A 16,882-nucleotide genomic window follows, 5' to 3' on the forward strand; every position below is an offset into this window, starting at 1 on the left:
TGCCTGCGGCGCCGGTTCCCGATGTCTATTCTAGAGAGATGGAAAAATGGATTCGTACGCACTTATGAGCGACACGGCGATCGCCGCAGCCATCGACCGCGAACTCGACCGCCAGAAGAACCAGATCGAGCTGATCGCTTCGGAGAACATCGTCTCCGCCGACGTGCTCAAGGCGCAAGGGTCGGTGCTGACCAACAAGTATGCGGAGGGCTATCCGGGCAAACGTTACTATGGGGGCTGCGAGTTCGTCGACGAGGTTGAGACGCTCGCCATCGAGCGCGCGAAAGAGCTGTTCGGCGCCGCGTTCGCCAACGTCCAGCCGCATTCGGGTGCGCAGGCCAACCAGGCCGTGTTCCTGGCATTGCTTCAGCCGGGCGACCGCATCATGGGCATGTCGCTCGCCCATGGCGGCCATCTGACCCACGGCTCGCCCGTGACGATGTCGGGCAAATGGTTCGACGTCGTCAGCTACGAGGTGTGCGAAGCCGACCAGTTGATCGACTACGAGGCCTTGCGCGCCCGCGCGCTGGAAACGAGGCCGAAGCTGATCGTCGCCGGCGCTTCGGCTTATCCGCGCGCCATCGACTTCGCCGTCTTCCACGAAATCGCCGACGAGATCGGGGCCTATTTGATGGTCGACATGGCTCATTACGCCGGGCTGGTGGCGGCCGGACTATATCCCGACCCGCTGCCGCATGCGCATGTCGTCACCTCGACCACGCACAAGACCCTGCGCGGCCCGCGCGGCGGCATCATCCTCACCAATGACGAGGTGCTGGCGAAGAAATTCAATTCGGCGGTGTTCCCCGGCAACCAGGGCGGCCCGCTGATGCACGTCGTCGCCGCTAAGGCGGTCGCCTTCGGCGAAGCGCTGCGGCCGGAGTTTAGGACCTATGCTGCGCAGGTGATCGCGAATGCGAAGGCGCTCAGCGACACGCTGATCGCCGGCGGGCTGGACATCGTCTCGGGCGGCACCGACTGCCACATGGTTCTTGTCGACCTGCGCCCGAAGGGCGTGAAAGGGCGCGACGCTGAACACGCGCTGGAACGGGCCGGCCTGACCTGCAACAAGAACGCGATCCCCTTCGACCCAGAGAAGCCGGCGGTGACGTCGGGCGTCCGCCTTGGCACCTCGGCGGGCACGACGCGCGGTTTTGGCGAGGTGGAGTTCCGCCGCGTCGGCGAGCTGATGCTAAAAGTGATCGACGCGCTGGCCGAAAAGGGCGCGGAGGGAGACGCGGCAATCGAGCGGGAGGTGCTTAGGGAGGTGAGGAGCCTTTGCCGGCGCTTTCCCATTTACTGTTAGGGAACTCCAGGAGAGGTCGTTCAGGCACGCAGTTGCCCGACACGGTCATCTGATTCTGCGATCCGATGAGGCAAGGCATGTTTCTCTCCGTCTTAGACGTTTTCAAGATTGGCATCGGCCCGTCGTCATCTCACACCATGGGGCCGATGACGGCGGCTGTACGGTTCCTTGATCTACTGCGGAGCCTGCCGGATGGCTCGCGCGTCGCCCGGATTCGGGCGACGCTGCATGGTTCGCTCGCCTTCACGGGCGAGGGCCACGCCACCGACCGCGCTGTGGCGCTCGGCCTGCTCGGCTACCTGCCGGCCGATCTCGATCTGGACCAGGCGGAGCGCGAGCTTGCCGAACTGCGCCAGGCGCGGGTGCTCCGACCGCAAGATCTGCCGCCGCTAGTGTTCGATCCCGACGCCGACATCGTGTTCGACTACGGACCGCCTCTGCCCGGGCACGCCAACGGTCTGGTCTTCGTAGCTCTCGATCGCGAGGACACCGTTCTGGTGGTAGAAACCTACTACTCGATCGGCGGCGGATTTGTGGTCACGGCCGCCGAGCGCGAGGCGCCGCCCAAGGCAACGTCGTCCGGTGAACCCGCTGCATGGCCCTTTCCGTTCGACAGCGCTGCGTCGATGCTGCGCATGGCGCATGATAGTGGGCTTTCGATTGCCGCTATGAAACGCGAGAACGAGGCGGCCGTGCGGCCTGCGCTCCAAGTCGAGCGGGGCATCGCGCACATCTGGTCGGTCATGACCGGCTGCATCGACCGGGGACTTGCGCAGGACGGCGAACTTCCCGGCGGCCTGCATGTGCGCCGCAGGGCAAGGAGGATCCACCAGCAGCTTCTTGCCGAGCGGCTGAAGAACGCCAGCCAGCCGCATGCGGCCTCCGACTGGCTCAGCGTCTACGCCATGGCCGTCAACGAGGAGAACGCGGCGGGCGGCAAGGTGGTCACGGCCCCCACAAACGGGGCGGCAGGCGTCGTGCCGGCGGTGCTGCGCTACTATCTCGACCATTGCGTCGGCGCCCATCCGGAGAAGGTGTCCGACTTCCTTCTGACTGCAGCGGCGATCGGCGGCCTGATCAAGCACAACGCCTCGATCTCGGGGGCTGAAGCCGGATGCCAGGGAGAAGTAGGGTCGGCCGCCGCCATGGCGGCGGCTGGGTTCTGCGCCGTGCTTGGCGGCACTCCCGAACAGGTGGAGAACGCCGCGGAGATCGCTCTGGAACATCATCTTGGCATGACCTGCGATCCCGTCGCGGGTCTGGTGCAGGTGCCCTGCATCGAGCGCAACGGAATCGGAGCCACCAAGGCGGTGGCGGCGGCCTCGCTAGCGCTGCGTGGCGACGGCTCGCACTTTATGCCGCTCGACAACTGCATCGAGGCCATGCGCCAGACCGGCGAGGAAATGAGCGTGAAGTTTAAAGAGACAAGCATGGGCGGGCTGGCGGTCAATCTTCCTGAGTGCTAGTGCCAATACCCCCGCGGCTATTCAACTATCACGGCCTGGCTTGGATTCCGCAAATTGCGAATGTGACAATCTTAGTGCCAAGCAGTATCGCCGTCGGCCATTCCTTGTAGATGCCCTCACAATCTTCGCGGTCGCGCAGCGATCCGCGATATGTAACCGTACTGCCCGACGTCAGATGGCGGCAAATACGACAGGCACATCTTATCAGCGAGCGTTTATTCCAGATACCGCGTTCTGTCTAAAACGCCTCGAAAAAACGCTACATCTATTCTGTGCAAAGATACTAGTCGTATTTCCTGCGAAGAAATTTTACCAAAACGCAAGAATCCACCAAGTGCCAGTCATTCTCGATCATCATTCACCAACACTTTCGGTGCTCATTCCAGGTGCTGCGGCGCCGAAGCTCGTCAGTCGCGAAATGCTGTTGGGCTTGAAGAAAGGTTCCGTCTTGGTGGACGTTGCGATCGATCAGGGCGGCTGTTTCGAAACCTCGCACGCCACCACGCATGCTGAGCCCACCTACTAGGTCGACGGCGTCATCCATTTACTGCGTCGCGAACATGCCCTGCGCGGTGCCCGTCACCTCCGCGCACGCGCTCAACAATGCCACGCTCCACTACGGTCTGCTGCTTGCCGATCGTGGCCAGAAGGCGATCCTCGACGACAGGCATCTGCGCAACGGCCTCAACGTCCACAAGGACCGGATCATAAACGCCCCGTTGCCGAAACGCTCGGTTACGAGATGACCGAGGTTAATACAGTGTTGGCTGCCTGAGAAACAATCAGACATCCACGATAGGCTCACCTCGATCAGCGCGCCAAATCTGTCAACGATGAGGATTGCTGGCGTTGTTTTCGGGCGCGATCAGTGGGGAAGAACCAGATGCCGGGTGGGGTGTATCGGTTTCGTCCCTACTCCGTCTTTTTGCGCAGGCAAGAGTCATGCTCCCCGTTTGAGTGTTCAGCACTAGAATCGAATAGGACCAATCCGTTTGATATCTCCAAGCCATCCGTGCACCAGCGTTGCCGGTGACAAAAGCCTGCGAGTGCGAGCCCACGAAACAGCAGATCAGATAATCGTTCGGCCGCCATCCCTCAACTCCCTACCTCCAATCCACATTGACATCTTCAGAAAATATGTAAATCTCAACATCGCAGTGTGGCGTGTATTTTGCAAGGGTACAACACACTGTCTCGGCGCTTATGGAAATCGTTAGAAGGAGTAAGGTACGGTCCGAGGCTATCTGGCCATAGGCAGCAAAACCGGTGAACTAGCTTCAGATGGGTTGCTCGTCTCCGAAGCTCTGTTTCCAATTTAGATCAACGCAAAACTCTTGATCCGCGTCTACTGCGGTGAACCCGCCAGATGCGACTGCATGACAGGTATGAGTCCAATCTGATGCGGGCTTCAAATATGGATCGCCATCTCTCTAGAGATCTTGCCGAAAAGGCCTCCGGCGCCGTGGTTGATCGGAGATCTCACTACATAGGCCTGATCATCAACGGTGAGGAGTGCTCCTTCCAGCCAATAGATCTTACGTCGTTTGACAAGGCGATAGGCCTTCTTTCTAACGTCGGCGTCCCAGTGCATGAAGAAAGAAAAATACTGAGGGCATTTTGGCTTACAGTTGCAGCAGGTCTTTCTCTTATCCTCGTCCTCTGGATTATACACTGACTTGTTTCTTCGTAACGAGGACCTCGGTCATTTGGTCAACGCTGGTCGCGGACCGCGACCACCGTTCCGACGGCTTGTCAGTTCAATAGAGCCTCCAACTCACCAGCACAATCTGAAGTGGAATGATTTCGGCCGCGTTAGATAGTCGAAGCCAAATCGTGACAGGGTTGCCCCACGGCCTGACTCCTTGACGCCCGTCCAAGCGAGGTCGGGATCCAGGTAGTCACAGCGGTTCATGAACACGGTGCCGGTTTCCAATCGCATACCAACGGCGCGGGCGGCGTTCCGGTCGTGCGTCCAGATCGAGGCGGTAAGCCCATAGCGGCTATCGTTCATAAGCCTGACGGCTTCATCGTCTGATCCTACTGGCATCACGCCAGCCACCGGCCCGAAGGTTTCCTCGTTCATGATCTCCATTGAGTGATCGCAATCGATCAGGATCTGGGGAGCAAGATACGCGGTGTCATTTTTGTCTGCTGCGAACCACTGAGGATTGATAAGGGCGCGCGCACCTTGCCTCACCGCGTTGTCAACCTGATTGCGCACGGCGTTGGCGGCCGAGGCCTTCACCATCGGTCCGAGCGTAGACGTCGCATCACGAGGATCACCTAGCTTCAACTGCTCGGCGAAGGCCACCAGGCCATCGACGACATGACCAAAATGACGCTCGTGAACGTAGACGCGCTCGATACCGCAGCAGCTCTGGCCGGAGTTGAAGAAAATGCCATCCGCGATGTTGGCAACGGCATGCTCGATGTCGGCATCCTCGCGGATGTAGGCCGGATCCTTGCCGCCGAGTTCCAGACCGGAAGAGGTGAAGGTGCCCGAAAGGGCTCGCTGAACGGCACGCCCTCCAGTGACGGAACCGGTGAAGCATACATACGCAACTCGCGGATCGGCGATGGTCCTCCCTACCTGTTCATGGTTCATATGCAGATACTGGAAAACGCCTTCGGGCAGACCTGCGGCTCTAAAGGCCTCATACATACGTTCTGCCGCTAGCGGCGTTTGATCCGAATGCTTCAAAACGACTACATTCCCAGCCGCAAGCGCCGGAATGACCGCGTTCACAGCGGTGAGGAACGGGTAGTTCCACGGTGCAAGGACGACCACCGTCCCGAGCGGTACGCGCTCAATGGCGCGCTCGAACCCTTCAAGAGGGGAGGGGGAATGGGGGTGAGAGCCTCGGGTGCGAGGCGGAGCATGGTCCGAGCCCGCGACTCAAACCCGTTCACCTCGCCGCCGCAATAGGCGATCGGACGGCCCATCTGGCTGGAGATCTCGACAATGATTTCTTCCTTCAGACTCACGAGCGCGTCGACTGCTCGCCCGAGGAGTTCAATCCTATGCTCAAGGGAATTCTCCCGCCACGACTTGAAACTCCGGCCTGCCAGGTTCAGGGCGGCATCTATGTCTTCGTCCGTCGGACGGCTGCGAACGGCGAGAACAGAGTCATCGGCCGGCGTGATGATTTCGAAAGTTGCCATTCTTCTTCTCCAGAGCAGTCAGCAGCGCTCGAAAAGCCTGGTTTTTCCCAGTCTGTAACGGCACCTTCGAATGCACCCAGTTCCCAGCGGCCGCAATGCAGGTAGTGGTTCACGACCTCCTCGCCAAAAGCGAGCTTCAAGGTCGACGACGCTTCCAGGCGATCAAGCGACCTGTAAAGGGCGCCAGGGATGCGAGGCACGTCGTCTGCTTCATAGGCGTTTCCAGCGTAAGCTTCCTCCAGCAACAATTTCTCCTCCAGCCCCTGAAGCCCGCTGGCGATCAACGCTGCGAAGCGAGATAGGGATTGGCGTCTGCTCCGGGAAGCCGGCATTCGAAACGCAAGGCATTCCCCTTGCCCAGTACCCGGAAGGCGGTCGTCCGGTTGTCCACCGACCAGGCCAGCCTTGTGGGCGCGAACGTACCCGCCGTGAAGCGTTTGTAGGAATTGATGTTGGGTGCATAAAAATATGTCGCTGCCGGCGCATGCTTGATACAGCCTGCCAGGAAATGCCGGAACAGTTCGGACATGCCGCTCTCGCGCGAGGCGTCATAGAAGCCGGGCTTTCCAGTCTCCAGATTTCTCAAGGACAGATGGATGTGGCAGGAATTGCCCGAATGGGTCTCGCCAAGCTTCGCCATGAAACTCACGCACTTGCCCATCTGGTGTGCGATTTCCTTGCAGCCGTTCTTGTAAAGAACAAGCCGGTCGCAGGTCTCCAGCGCTTCAGCATATTGAAGATTTATTTCTTGCTGACCCGCGCTGTATTCGGCCTTGGAGCCTTCCACCGGAATACTCGCGCGCTCCATGAGATTTCGGATCGCGCGAATGTACGGCTCGTCCTTTGATGTCTGGAAGACATGGCCATCTTCCGGATACCAGCTCGAGAATTTGAGGTCCTCATATTTGGCGGCCCGCGCGCCCTCGTAGGTCTGGTTGAACAGGTAGAATTCCAGTTCCGCCGCCATGTCGGCAGTGAAGCCTAGGTCGGCTAGGCGCTTGAGCTGCTTGCGCAGGACCTGACGAGGAGAATGCTCGAGCGGCACTCCGTCCGACGTCGTCACGTCCGAAAGTACGATGGCGGTCTTCGGAAGCCATGGCACAGCGCGAAGGGTCGCCATGTCGGGCACGAGTGCGAAGTCCCCATAGCCGCGCTCCCAAGATGCTGACGCATAGCCAGGTACCAGAACCATCTCCATGTCCGTGGCGAGGAAGTAGTCGCAGAAGAGTTGCGGCGCGACGTTGCCCTCGACAAAGAACCGGGCAGTAAGCCGCTTACCGATCAGGCGTCCCTGCATATCCGTCATAGCCACCACGACAGTGTCGATACTGCCATCTGCGACCGCGCGCTTCAATTCATCGAAGGTCATATGACCGGCCGGCGGCCGGCATTCCGTTGGTCTAGGATGCAGGGAATCTGCCCCCAAATTCGGTACGGGGTCGGAGAAAAATCGTAACTCATGGTGTCCTCCTCAGGAACCTGTACGGCATGTCGATGCTCGCCTTGCGGGAAGCCGCACCCTCGCACAACGAGGTTCGATGCGTCGTCCTGGCTGCCAACACGGCAAAAGCCTACGAATTGCGTTTTGAACACGAATTGACATTTCCTACAAGATATGGTGGCTACTATCGAGTGTTTTATATGCTGAAAACGCATACGACATCCGAACAAGACTCTATCCGAAATGGGAGACCGCTATGACCGTCGTCGCTCAATCCTGGGAGAGCCGCGAAGTTGCGAGCTTCTTTCACACATTCACCGACCTGGAATCCTTGCAGGCCAACGGTTCTGTGGTCATCGACCACGGGGATGGCGCCTTTATCGTAGACACGGCCGGCCATCGCTACTTCGAAGGTAATTCCGGCCTTTGGAACATGACGCTGGGCTTTTCCGAGCGTCGGCTGGCAGATGTTGCCTACAAACAGTATCTGGAGTTTCCCGGCTATCACACGTTCTTTGGCCGCAATTCCAAGCCCGTTGTCGAACTGGCCGAGAAAATGCTTTCGCTGGCTCCAGCACCTATGAGCCGCGTCTTCTTTACTAATTCGGGATCGGATGCGAACGAGTCGGTGATCAAGCTGCTGTGGATGATGTGGGCTGCCGAGGGCAAGCCTGGGCGTCGCAAGCTCCTTACGCGCAAGAACGCCTATCACGGCGCCACCGTGATGGCGTCGGCCCTTACCGGCAAGGATTACGTCAAGGCGTTCGGGCTTCCTGGTCCCGAGATCGTTATGCTCGAATGCCCGCACGCTTGGCGCAACGCGAATGCCGGCGAAAGCGACGAGGAATTTGCCGCACGCCTAGCCAAAAACCTTGAACAGCGTATCCTCGCCGAAGGCCCGGAGACTATAGCTGGGATGTTCGCCGAGCCCGTCATGGGCGCTGGCGGAGTGATCGTTCCGCCGGCGACCTATTTTGCGGAGATCCAGCCCGTTCTCAGTCGTTATGGCATCCCGCTCGTGGCAGACGAGGTCATTTGCGGATTCGGCCGCACAGGAAGCCTGTGGGGCGCCACGGCCGTTGGTCAGGTGCCGGACATCGTTGTCGCTTCGAAGAGCATGTCGGCCGGATATTTCCCCATGGGTGCGGTTATGCTCTCGGCCGATATCGACAAACGGGCTACCGCCGCAAGCGCGACCTGGGAAGAATTTCCGCACGGCTACACCACTGGTGGCCATCCGGTCGGATGCGCCGTTTCGTTCGAGGCCATCCGTATCATCACCGAGGAAGGCGTCTTTGAGAACGTCGTGGCAGTAGGCGAGACATTCCAGGCTGGACTGCGGGCGCTCGCAGACCATCCGATGGTCGGTGAGGCGCGCGGTCTCGGCTTGATGGGCGCCCTCGAAACAGTCGCGAACAAGCAGACCAAGCAGTCGTTCTCAGGGGACCTGCGTGTCGGCGAACGCATCGCACAGGAAGCACGAAACCGCGGGTTCATTATTCGGCCGCTCGGTTCGTCCGTGGTCCTTGCACCACCCTTCATCTCAACGCGAACCCAGATCGAGGACCTGCTCAAAGTGCTCAGGGACGTGCTCGATGTCGTTTTTGAGCAGGTCAAAGGCGAGGTGCGCTGAAAATGAGCGCGCATGCGTTCCTTCGCGACAGAACTTCCGCAACCGTGCGGAACAAGAACGGCGCGTCTCCAATCGCCTTGGTTTGCGAGCACGCCTCGAACCACGTTCCCGACCACCTTGATAACCTCGGCCTGCCAGAGGACAAACTAGCGGAACACATCGCATGGGATCCAGGAGCACTGAGCGTTGCTGAAATTCTGTCCGACCTGCTCGATGCGCCGCTCGTCCGTGCAAACGTCTCAAGGCTGGTTCTCGACATTAATAGAGAGCCTGACCACCCCACCTCGATTGTCACAGTCAGCGAAACCACTGCAATCCCCGGCAACGCCGGGATATCGAAAGCCGAGCGAGCAATCCGAGGCGAAGCCATCTACAAACCATTCCACACCACGCTCGACCAACTTCTTGCAAATCGGCATGTCGCTTCCTGCGTGGTTTCGATCCATAGCTTTACGCCAGTGTACAAGGGCGTGCGTCGGCCTTGGCACGTGGGCGTTCTTCACAACGAGGATACTCAGCTCTCGGCGCCGCTAATTGAGGCCTTGAGGCGCGATCGATACTTGGTCGTTGGAGACAACGAACCATACGCACCGGTTGATGGAGTTTACCACACCATTGAAAGGCATACCGTACCTTTTGGGCGCATGGGCGCGATGATCGAGATCCGTAACGACCTGATCGCGGATTATGAGGGACAATCAGAGTGGGCCCATCGTCTACGCCGCATACTGGACGAAATTCTGGAGCCGTGAGCCAACATTTTCTTTTGAAGATTGGTGCGATTGGTTGTTAATCGCCTCCCATCATACTGTCCGGACGAGGCATGATCATCACCTTGTGGAACACCTCCGCCTTCGCCCAGCTCACGGCTGCTCTTTGGGCCGGACACCATCTAGAGGCTGTTATGAACTTGCCAGGATCGTTACGGTCTGCTTTGCCATGAGGGTGGCGAAAGCGACGAGATGGAGGCCGGCGAGGGTTTGTGCATAACGCTCGTAGTCCTTGACGAGCCTTCGGAAGCGGGTCGCCCATGCGAAGGATCGCTCAACCACCCATCGGCGCGGCAGCAGGATGAAGCCGCGTTTTGCCTCAGGCAGTTTGACGACCTTGAGGTCGATGCCGTGCTGGTCCGCGGCCAGTTCGGCGCGCTCGCCGGTATAGCCTTGATCGACCCATGCGATCTCGATGCTGTCACCTGTGACGGCCTGGATCGTTCTGGCCAGATTTTCGATTTCGCCGCGATCCTCTGCGCTGGCAGGCGTGACATGCAAAGCCAGCAGATGGCCAAGCGTATCGACCGCGATGTGCAGTTTGGAGCCCTTCTTGCGCTTGGCGCCGTCATAGCCGGCGCGTTCGCCGCTTTCCGGCGTGGACCGCAACGTCCGGCTGTCGATGATCGCCGCACTCGGCTCGGCCTTGCGACCGGCGGCCAGCCGGAGCACCGCCCGCAAATCGTCGATCAGCGCTTCGAAGCAACCTGCCGCCAGCCACCGCTGCGTCTGCTGGTAAACCGCCGCCCATGGCGGCAGGTCGTTCGGCATCCAGCGCCATGGCGCGCCGGTCTTCACGATATAGCGCAGGCCGTTGAAAACCTCGCGAAGACTGTGTTCCCGCTGACCGGCGTCCTCACGCTGCAGCGTCAGATACGGCGCCAGCAGCGACCATTCCTCATCGGAAACGTCAGACGGATAAAGCTTGCGATGTGATTCCATCCAAGCCTTTGAATCCATTCAGACTCACAAGTCCATAACAGCCTCTAGTTAAGTTCGTGCAAGACTAGGCGGCGTGCGTGCATGTGAAGTTCATCGCTATCGAATCCTTGCCGCCCGCCGGCGAGCGGATGCGATACAGTCCTCAGCTTCTCACCTACATCCACGCCCCTGATCGACTCGCCTGCGGACCGTCCGCCGATCGATTGGAAGCTGGTGACCTATCTGCCGGTCGGCGATCTCGCCGCCACCGTCAAGAGGCTCGAATGATACGCATTGCGATGGAAGACCCGCTGTGCCCCATGCTCCCGCTCTGCGTCGGCGGGCGTGGCGACTAGAGCACGTCCGGGGATCGATGAATCGATTGTGAAGTGACGCGCTGGCTCTTTATTGATTCAAGGTTTGCCTCGAAGGAGGTGGACGATGGCAAGAGCGCTTGGCGATGATTTGCGGTCACGTGTTTTGAAGGCGTCGGCGGAAGGGGCATCGGCCCGTTCTGCGGCGCGGCGTTTCGGTGTTGGGGTATCGAGTGCGATCCGCTGGATCGTCCGGTCGAAGATCGGCGAGTTGTCGCCCCGCCGGCAGGGACGGAAACGCGGCTCGCGCCTTGATGCGCAACCGCCAGAGCCAGCGCTTCAAATGCGAGGGCATCGATCTGTCCGTCTCGACGCTGGCCGACCAGGTTGGCGCCGGCGTGTTCGCGGCCATGCCGCTCTACCGGCTGATCGAGGCGCATGCCCGTGCGGCCAGGCTGCGCCATGACGCGCAGGTCGAAGATGTCGACTTCCGCGTCGAGCGCGGCCTCGACCGTTCGCTCTTTCTCAAGCTCGCAAGCTGCGACTGGATCCGGCAGCGTCACGGGCTCTTGCTGACAGGCCCGGCCGGCGTCGGCAAAAGCTGGCTTGCCTGCGCCCTCGGCCACAAGGCCTGCCGCGACGACTTCTCAGTTGCCTATCACCGCGCGCCACGGCTCTTCGCTGCGCTTGCCCTGGCAAGGGGCGACGGCCGATACGCCAGGATGCTCAAGGCGCTCGCCAGAACCGATCTGCTTATCCTGGACGACTGGGGGCCCGAAAAGCTCAATGACGAGCAGCGCCGTGATCTCCTCGAGATCATCGAGGATCGCTACGAGCGGCGCTCGACCATCGTCACCAGCCAGGTGCCCGTTGAGCGCTGGTATGAGATCATCGGCAATCCGACCATCGCCGACGCCGTCCTCGATCGCCTCGTGCACAATGCCTAGCGCATCGAGCTCAACGGCGACAGCATGCGAAAACAGCGGCCCATCCCGGCCTCGGAAACGACTCTGACTTGACCCGAAACGAAACTCCAACCAAACCTCAACAACGACCCAGGTGATCGCCAAGGTGGCCGGCTTCAAATCGGAATCCCGGCCGGAATGAAATCGGAATGGGTGGCCGGATATTGATCGGAATCACCGGCCGGCTTCGTCGGAATACGCAACATAGACCGCACCGCTGAACGGATTTGCGCCCATCGTCTCACGACCAGTGCGGCAAGACCCTCCGCGCCCTTGCGCTTATGCGGAGCTCCGCATAACCGCAATTATGTAGAGGGCAGGATTATGCTGAGTCCGCAGCGATCCGAGCAACTCCTTCTTTCTATTACAATAGTTTAGACTGCCCCACAGGTTTCCTCACCCGACATAATTGTTGTCGTCTCTCGACGTTCTTTTGACCTTGAGAGGGAGACCAGACGTGCCGAAGTCGAACGAAGTCCGGCCGGAATGCTCACAACTGATGGACCCCGGCGCCTTGCGTCCGTTTGTGGAAGCATTCACGAGTCGATTGTTGACCTTGGGCTATGCTCGCCTGACGGTGTCAGGCTACGAGGACTCGGCCCGCCATTTTGGACAATGGCTTCGGCGCACGAAGATCGCCGTCGCTGAAGTTGATGACGATGCCATTCGCCGCTTTTCGCGGCATCGATGCCGCTGTCCCGGCATCCGCCGAGCCGATTATCTTTCCGCCAAATACGTGAACCGTGCGCGGCGGTTCGTGAGCTTTCTGGCGGAATGCGGGGTGGTGACGCCGTTGAGGCAGGATACGTCGCGCGCCCATGACGACCAGGTCCTTGCATTCCAAACCTGGCTGAGGCGGCACCGGGGATTTCCGAACGCACCATCCGCCGCCATGGCCGTATGGTCATGCGGCTGCTTCCCGCCCTCGGTCGTGATCCAAAGCTGTACGATGCCGGTCTCATTCGGCAAGCGATCCTTGACGAGGCCCAACGAAGCTCGCCGGCCTACCTCAAGACGATGACGATGGCGCTGAGGGGCTACCTTAGATATCTGGCTGCCCGGGGCTTATGCCAACCAGGCCTTGATCAGGCCATCCCGGCGGTCCCGCAATGGCGACTATCGGCATTGCCGCGCTACATCTCCACCGCGGAAGTCGATCGGGTGATCGCATCGTGCGAAGTCACGACGCCGCGAGGCATCCGCGACCGCGCGATCCTGCTGCTGCTCGCGCGTCTTGGCCTACGGGCCGGTGACGTTAGGGACATGCGCCTCGACGACATCAACTGGCGGGAAGGAACCTTACGTGTCCGCGGCAAAGGACGCCGCGAGATCCGGCTCCCGCTACCCCAGGCCGCCGGCGACGCGATCATCGACTACCTGCGAGAAGCGCGTCCACACGCCGCCTGCGAGCAGATCTTCCTGCGGACAGTTGCACCGCATCAGCCACTGGCAAGCTCAAGCGTGTCAAGCATCGTCAGACTCGCGCTTGAGAGGGCGGGCATCGACGACGCTCCTTCCCGAGGCGCCAATCTGCTCCGGCACTCCGCGGCGACTGGCATGCTGCGAGCCGGCGCCACGCTGGACACGATCGGAACCGTGCTTCGCCATCGATCGGTCGACACGACCGCCCATTACGCGAAGGTGGACGTCAATATGCTGCTTCAGATCGCCCAGCCTTGGCCGGGGAGCGCGTCATGCTGAGCCAGGACCTCGCACGACATGCGGAACTGCAGCGGATAATGGGCTTCAAGTTCCGCGTCCAGCACACGCTGCTGAAGAGCTTCACCGCTTTCGCCGAGGCTAGTGGCGATGAGTATGTTCAAGTTGCTCGCGTGCTCGAATGGGCGACGCTCGCACCCACTCCACAGCAACGGCGCAATCGGCTGCTGACTGTCCGCCGTTTTGCGCAGGCAGTCGCTGCAGAGGATCGGCGCCATGAGATCCCGGCCGCCGACGCCTTGGGCCGCGGCCTGTTCGAGCGGCGGATTCCTCACATCTATCCGGCGGACGAGATCGCCGCGCTGATGCGTGCGGCGGCCTGCCTCAAGCCATCTGCCTCGATCAGACCGCTGATGTACGAGACCCTCTTCGGCTTGCTTGCCGTCACCGGAATGCGCATTTCCGAAGCTCTCGCTCTTCAGCTCGATGACGTGGCCACCGACGGCCTGATCATCCGACAGACCAAGTTCCAGAAGAGCCGCTTGCTGCCGCTCCACCCCACGACATGGGATGCCTTGGACCGATATTTGTCGGCGCGCCGACGGGTCGGAACCTTGGACAGCGCGTTGTTCATCTCCAACACAGGCACGCCGCCATCCTATAATACCGTGATCGCCATCTTCCTCCGCCTTGCACGATCGGCCGGCCTGAGAGGGGAACCCGGTCAACCGGGGCCGCGCATTCACGATCTGCGGCACACCTTCGCCGTGCGCTCTCTGGAGCAATGCCGGCATGATCGCGATGCTGTCGGCCGCCATGTCGTCGCGCTCAGCACCTACCTCGGCCACGCCCACGTCACCGACACGTACTGGTATCTGCAGGCAACGCCAATCCTGATGGGGCAGATCGCGGCGGCCGGAGAGGCCTTGCATCAAGGAGCCGGCACATGACCGCGCTGGCTCCTCATCTCACCGCCTTCCTGCGAGAGCACCTGCCGCACGAGCGGCGGGCGAGCCCGAACACTTGCGAGGCATACGCCTACAGCTTTCAGCTGGACACCTCGAAGAACCTCCCCATCCCAGCCGTTTCGTGATTCACTCCTGCGGTGATTTGCGGGAGGAGACCGATGCGGGCACAGGCTGGGTTCTGGGACATCGACGAGCGCTACGTGCGGCTGAGCGAAGCCGGCGATCCGCTCGAGAAGCTGAATGCGTTGGTGCCGTGGGAGGTTTTCCGAAAGCCGCTTTCCAAGGCGCTGAAGCGGTCCGACGGCGCGAAGGGTGGCCGGCCGCCCTACGACCCGGTGATGATGTTCAGGATCATGGTTCTGCAGGCGCTCTACGGCCTGTCGGACGACCAGGCCGAGTTCCAGATCCAGGACCGTCTGTCGTTCATGCGCTTCCTCGGGCTGGGGCTCGGCGATCGCGTGCCGGACGCCAAGACGATCTGGCTGTTCCGCGAACACCTCACGCAGGCGAATGCCGTAGAGAACCTGTTTGCGCGGTTCGACAAGCACCTCACCAGGGCGGGCTATCTGGCGATGGGCGGCCAGATCGTCGACGCCACCATCGTGGCGGCGCCGAAGCAGCGCAACACCGACGCGGAGAAGGCCGATATCAAGGCGGGCAAGGTTCCGGACGCATGGAAGGACAAACCCGCGAAGCTTCGCCAGAAGGATCGAGACGCCCGCTGGACGGTGAAGTTCTCGAAGGCCAAGGCGGCCGAGGACGGAAAGGCCCAGCAGCGCGACATCGCCATTCCCGCCTTCGGCTACAAGAACCACGCCTCGATCGATCGCCGGCACGGCTTCATCCGCTGTTGGAACGTTACCGCTGCCTCAGCCTATGACGGGGCGCAACTCCGCAATGTGCTCAACCGCGGCAACACCGGCTCTACGGTCTGGGCCGACACGGCCTACCGCTCGAAGACGAACGAGGCGTGGCTGGACAAGAACGGCTACGTCTCCGACATCCACCACAAGAAGCCGAAGGGCCGGGCGATGAGCGAGGCGACGTCGCGCGCCAACGGCCGGCGCTCGAAAATCCGCGCCTTCGTCGAGCACGTCTTCGCGCAGCAGAAATCCAGAATGGGCCTGTTCGTGCGCACGATCGGAATAGCGCGGGCCAGGACCAAGATTGGCATGGCCAACCTTGCCTACAACTTCACCCGCTTCGTCTGGCACCAAGGACGAACAGCGCCCGCATGACGGTGGAGACGGCCAAGACCGCCGCCGCGACGCTGAAATCGACAAACTACGTCAGCCCAAGCAGCAGCCAGCGCGCCGCTCTACGCCGTGACGGCACTCGTCGCGATCCTCACGGACCGCGAAACCCGGTAGTTCGAGGTGTCCAGCTGCTGCTGTGCTTCGCGGCTGCCCGACTAGAGACCACCCCGTCTGGCATCGAGATCGAACAGCTCGATCCGCCGCTCCTCCTCGCCTTCCTGGAGCACATCGAGGAGGAACGTGGCAACTCGGCGCGTACCCGCAACGCCCGTCTGGCCGCCATCAAAGCCTTCTTCCGCTTCCTCGAGTACCGGCTCCCGTCCTGTCTGGATCAGGCGCGCCGGGTCCGAGCAATCCCAATGAAGAAGGTCGACGAGGCGCTCGTCAGCCATCTCACCCGCGCCGAGATGCAGGCCCTGCTCGATGCGCCGGACCCGCGTCGGGTCCCCGGCATCCGCGATCGGGCGATGCTGCATCTGGCCTTCGCCGCGGGGTTGCGCGTCTCCGAACTCGTCGGCCTCCGCATCGACCAGATCGACCGCCAGACGGTTGCCAGCATCCACGTGATGGGCAAAGGACGCCGCGAGCGTGTGCTGCCCTTGTGGAAGGAGACCACGACGGCGCTGAAGGCCTGGCTAGCGGTCCGCCCTGCGAGTGGCGATACCGAGCTCTTCCTCAATGCCACTGGACGCGCGATGACCAGGTCCGGATTCGAATATGTCCTCGCCAAGCACGTGGCCACCGCGGCGCTGAAGCAATCGTCCATCGCCGACAAGCGCGTCACTCCGCATGTCTTGCGCCACACTTGCGCTATGCACACGCTCCAGGCGACCCGCGATGTGCGCAAGGTGTCGCTTTGGCTCGGTCACGCCAGCCTGCAAAGCACGGAGATCTATCTGCGGGCAGACCCGACCGAGAAGCTCGAGGCACTTGCCGCGATGGCGCCGCCATCGCTCAAGCCGGGTCGCTTCCGTGCTCCCGACAAGCTGGACACCCGCATTTACCCCTTGAATTGAGCAGG

At 61.0% G+C, this 16,882-nt stretch carries 13 protein-coding genes and 4 pseudogenes; 13 read left to right on the plus strand and 4 right to left on the minus strand.

Annotation, left to right across the window (positions count from 1 at the left end; translation table 11 throughout):
- Nucleotides 1–46: 46 nt before the first annotated feature.
- The 4 genes and pseudogenes from glyA to HK436_RS29295 all read left to right on the plus strand — a co-directional run bounded on the left by glyA (nt 47) and on the right by HK436_RS29295 (nt 4,447).
- A complete protein-coding gene (glyA, locus tag HK436_RS29280) occupies nt 47–1,306 on the plus strand; it encodes a serine hydroxymethyltransferase (protein ID WP_173195102.1) in 1,260 nt (419 codons plus the stop codon).
- A 77-nt stretch (nt 1,307–1,383) separates the two neighbouring features.
- Nucleotides 1,384–2,772: an L-serine ammonia-lyase gene (locus HK436_RS29285; protein WP_173195103.1), complete on the plus strand. Its 1,389-nt coding sequence runs from the start codon at nt 1,384–1,386 to the stop codon at nt 2,770–2,772.
- A gap of 370 nt (nt 2,773–3,142) precedes the next feature.
- A pseudogene (locus HK436_RS29290) lies at nt 3,143–3,547 on the plus strand (alanine dehydrogenase); the annotation flags it as partial.
- 639 nt (nt 3,548–4,186) lie between these two features.
- A complete protein-coding gene (locus HK436_RS29295) occupies nt 4,187–4,447 on the plus strand; it encodes a hypothetical protein (protein ID WP_173195104.1) in 261 nt (86 codons plus the stop codon).
- A 99-nt stretch (nt 4,448–4,546) separates the two neighbouring features.
- On the opposite strand, the gene HK436_RS29300 is transcribed toward HK436_RS29295, so the two are convergent.
- From HK436_RS29300 to HK436_RS29305, 3 genes and pseudogenes are all read right to left on the minus strand, one after another.
- Nucleotides 4,547–5,560 (minus strand): aldehyde dehydrogenase family protein, encoded by a 1,014-nt coding sequence (locus HK436_RS29300; RefSeq protein ID WP_312860802.1) that lies wholly within the window; start codon nt 5,558–5,560, stop codon nt 4,547–4,549.
- Nucleotides 5,515–5,934 (minus strand): aldehyde dehydrogenase family protein, encoded by a 420-nt coding sequence (locus tag HK436_RS33310; RefSeq protein WP_312860803.1) that lies wholly within the window; start codon nt 5,932–5,934, stop codon nt 5,515–5,517. The genes HK436_RS29300 and HK436_RS33310 overlap by 46 nt, the downstream gene beginning before the upstream one ends.
- 44 nt (nt 5,935–5,978) lie before the next feature.
- Nucleotides 5,979–7,303, minus strand: a pseudogene (locus HK436_RS29305) (glutamine synthetase family protein); the annotation flags it as partial.
- 328 nt (nt 7,304–7,631) lie between these two features.
- Here HK436_RS29305 and HK436_RS29310 point away from each other — a divergent pair.
- Together HK436_RS29310 and HK436_RS29315 are read left to right on the plus strand one after the other, a co-directional pair.
- Complete coding sequence (locus HK436_RS29310; RefSeq protein WP_173195105.1) at nt 7,632–9,008, plus strand: aminotransferase; 1,377 nt, start codon at nt 7,632–7,634, stop codon at nt 9,006–9,008.
- 2 nt (nt 9,009–9,010) lie between these two features.
- A complete protein-coding gene (locus HK436_RS29315) occupies nt 9,011–9,760 on the plus strand; it encodes an N-formylglutamate amidohydrolase (protein ID WP_173195106.1) in 750 nt (249 codons plus the stop codon).
- A 150-nt stretch (nt 9,761–9,910) separates the two neighbouring features.
- Here the strand turns inward: HK436_RS29315 and HK436_RS29320 are convergent, their stop codons facing one another.
- Complete coding sequence (locus tag HK436_RS29320) at nt 9,911–10,720, minus strand: IS5 family transposase (protein ID WP_173195107.1); 810 nt, start codon at nt 10,718–10,720, stop codon at nt 9,911–9,913.
- A gap of 420 nt (nt 10,721–11,140) precedes the next feature.
- Between HK436_RS29320 and HK436_RS29325 the strand changes: the two are divergent.
- The 7 genes and pseudogenes from HK436_RS29325 to HK436_RS29355 all read left to right on the plus strand — a co-directional run.
- Nucleotides 11,141–11,332 (plus strand): annotated as a pseudogene (locus tag HK436_RS29325) (IS630 family transposase); the annotation flags it as partial.
- Nucleotides 11,333–11,444: 112 nt separating this feature from the next.
- Nucleotides 11,445–11,960 (plus strand): annotated as a pseudogene (gene istB / locus HK436_RS29330) (IS21-like element helper ATPase IstB); the annotation flags it as partial.
- Between the two features lie 918 nt (nt 11,961–12,878).
- Nucleotides 12,879–13,679, plus strand: a complete 801-nt coding sequence (locus tag HK436_RS29335) for a tyrosine-type recombinase/integrase (protein ID WP_206680657.1) — start codon at nt 12,879–12,881, stop codon at nt 13,677–13,679.
- Nucleotides 13,673–14,587 carry a tyrosine-type recombinase/integrase gene (locus tag HK436_RS29340; RefSeq protein ID WP_173195108.1) on the plus strand — a complete coding sequence of 305 codons (915 nt, stop codon included), beginning with the start codon at nt 13,673–13,675 and terminating at the stop codon, nt 14,585–14,587. The genes HK436_RS29335 and HK436_RS29340 overlap by 7 nt, the downstream gene beginning before the upstream one ends.
- Nucleotides 14,584–14,730, plus strand: coding sequence for a hypothetical protein (locus HK436_RS29345; RefSeq protein ID WP_446685696.1), 147 nt, complete (start codon nt 14,584–14,586; stop codon nt 14,728–14,730). Before HK436_RS29340 ends, HK436_RS29345 begins: the two co-directional genes overlap by 4 nt.
- A gap of 33 nt (nt 14,731–14,763) precedes the next feature.
- On the plus strand, nt 14,764–15,843 hold the full coding sequence (locus tag HK436_RS29350; protein WP_173195068.1) for an IS5 family transposase: 1,080 nt from the start codon (nt 14,764–14,766) through the stop codon (nt 15,841–15,843).
- A complete protein-coding gene (locus HK436_RS29355; protein WP_244649545.1) occupies nt 15,840–16,877 on the plus strand; it encodes a tyrosine-type recombinase/integrase in 1,038 nt (345 codons plus the stop codon). Before HK436_RS29350 ends, HK436_RS29355 begins: the two co-directional genes overlap by 4 nt.
- The last annotated feature ends 5 nt before the right edge of the window (nt 16,878–16,882 follow it).

The organism is Neoaquamicrobium sediminum, assembly GCF_013240295.1.
Classification (GTDB): domain Bacteria; phylum Pseudomonadota; class Alphaproteobacteria; order Rhizobiales; family Rhizobiaceae; genus Aerobium; species Aerobium sediminum.